The following is a 2385-nucleotide window of genomic DNA, read 5'->3' as shown; positions in this document are numbered from 1 at the left end:
TCGGTGCGTCGCCAGTCGATCAGCTGCTGCGGGATCTCCCGCAGGACGCGGGATTCCGGGTTCAGCATCGGCTGTCCCCACGACGAGCGGACCTTGGCCCGGCTCAGGTAGAGACGCTGGCGGGCCCGGGTGATGCCGACGTAGGCGAGCCGCCGCTCCTCGGAGAGTTCCCGCACGTCCCCCAGCGACCGCATGTGCGGGAACATGCCGTCCTCCCAACCGGTTACGAACACCACCGGGAACTCCAGCCCTTTGGCGGTGTGCAGCGTCATCAGGGTGACCACGCCGGCGCCGTGCTCCGGCAACTCGTCGACGTCGGCGATCAGCGACACCCGCTCCAGGAACTCGGCGAGCACCCCGGCGTCGGGGACGTCTTCTCCGGCTTCGGTGTCGGCCAGCGCATTATCCCGATCGATGCCGAATTCATGTGCGACGCTGACGAGTTCGTTGAGATTGTCCAGTCGCGCCAGATCCTGCGGGTCGGTCGAGGATTCCAGCTCGCCGCGATACCCGGTGCGGTTCAGCACCGCATCAACGAGCTCGCCCAGATCTCCTTCGGCCGGGTTGAACCGCTCCCGCAGCTCTGCCATCAGTTCGACGAAGCCGGCAATCGCGTTCTGCGCACGGGCGTTCAGCGCCGGCACGTCGCCGGTCGCCGCGGCGGCCAGCGCCCCGGCGAAACCGATTCCGGCGCTCTCGGCGTAGGCGGCCACGCAGGCCTCGGCCCGGTCGCCGATGCCGCGCCGCGGGGTGTTGAGGATGCGCCGCAGGCTGACCGTGTCGCCGGGGTTGTCCAGCACCCGCAGGTAGGCGATGACGTCGCGAATCTCCTTGCGCTCGTAAAACCGCAGGCCGCCGACGACCCGGTACGGGATGCCGGCGCGGATGAACACCTCCTCCAGCGACCGCGACGCGTTGTTGGTCCGGTAAAACACCGCGACGTCGTTGAAGTTGACCTCCCCGGCCTCGGCCAGCGTGTCGATCTCCACGGCCACGAACCTGGCCTCGTCGTTCTCGTTGTCGGCGACGTAGCCGACGATCAGCTCGCCCTCACCGGCGTCGGTCCACAGCCTCTTCTCCCGGCGTCCGGCGTTGCAGGCGATCACCGAGTTGGCCGCGGAGAGGATGTTCTGGGTGGACCGGTAGTTCTGCTCCAGCAGGATCGTCGTCGCGTCCGGGTAGTCGCGTTCGAAATCCTCGATGTTCCTGGTGGTGGCGCCGCGGAACGCGTAGATCGACTGGTCGGCATCCCCGACCACGCACAGCTCGGCCGGCGGCACGTCGTCGGCCTCGGCGCTGAGACCGCCGGGGTCATGCGGCGGTCCCGGCTTCGGCTCGCCTCCCCCGTGTCCGGCCAGCTCGCGCACCAGCACGTACTGGGCGTGGTTGGTGTCCTGGTACTCATCGACCAGGATGTGCCGGAACCGCCGCCGGTAGTGCGCGGCGACCTGCGGGAAGGCCTGCAAGATCCCGACCGTCTCGACGATCAGGTCGTCGAAGTCCATCGCGTTGGCGGTCCGCAGCCGGCGCTGGTACTCGGCGTAGACAGCCGCGGTGACCCGGCTCAGGTCGTCGGAGTCCTCGGCGAGGTCGCTCAGCGCCCGGTCCGGGTCGATCAGCTCGTTCTTCAGGTTGGAGATCGCGGTGGCCAGCAGCCGCGGCGAGTGCCGTTTGACGTCCAGGCCCATGTCCCGGCCGATCATCAGCAGCAGCCGGCGCGAGTCGTCGGCGTCGTAGATTGAGAAGTTGGAGTTGTGGTCCGGCAGCACCGACGCCTGGTTGCGCAGGATCCGCACGCAGGCCGAGTGGAACGTCGACACCCACATCGCCCGCGCTCGCGGCCCCACCAGCGCGACCACCCGCTCGCGCATCTCCGCGGCGGCCTTGTTGGTGAAGGTGATGGCCAGCACCTGCCCGACGCCGACGTCCCGGGCGGCCAGCAGGTAGGCGATCCGCCGGGTCAGCACCGCCGTCTTCCCCGAACCAGCGCCGGCCACGATCAGCAGCGGCGACCCCTGGTGCAGCACCGCCCGGCGTTGCTGCGGGTTGAGGCCGTCGAGCAGGTGTCCGGTGTCGAGGGTCGGGTGCACACTCATCTCAGCCTCAACCTACCGCCATTGCACGCCAGCCTTTGCGCTGGCACGGCACGTGGTGGCAGACTCGATCCGTGCTCAATCCGCAGCTGCGATTTTTCTACGGGTGCCGGTCGGCGGTACCCGCGGCGTAGCTGCTCTCCAGAGCCCCGCGGTCCGCATCCGGGTCCGGGGCTCGGCTGTTGCGTGAGGCCCGAACACGGATGGAACCAGAACCCACCAACAGCGAGAATGCGGAGCCCCAACCCATGGCCACAGAAACCACAGAACCCGGACAACTCCCCGACATCGA

1 protein-coding gene is annotated in these 2385 nt (G+C 68.6%); it reads right to left on the bottom strand.

Annotated elements, in window-relative coordinates; translation table 11 throughout:
* Positions 1-2096: UvrD-helicase domain-containing protein (locus AC2VNT_RS07950; protein ID WP_486946337.1), on the bottom strand; the 2096-nt coding region annotated here is incomplete at its 3' end.
* Positions 2097-2385 lie beyond the last annotated feature (289 nt).

It is taken from the genome of Mycobacterium sp. TH-M15 (assembly GCF_057473705.1).
The sequence above is the reverse complement of the archived record's forward strand: the minus strand, read 5'-3'. Positions and strand labels throughout refer to the sequence as shown.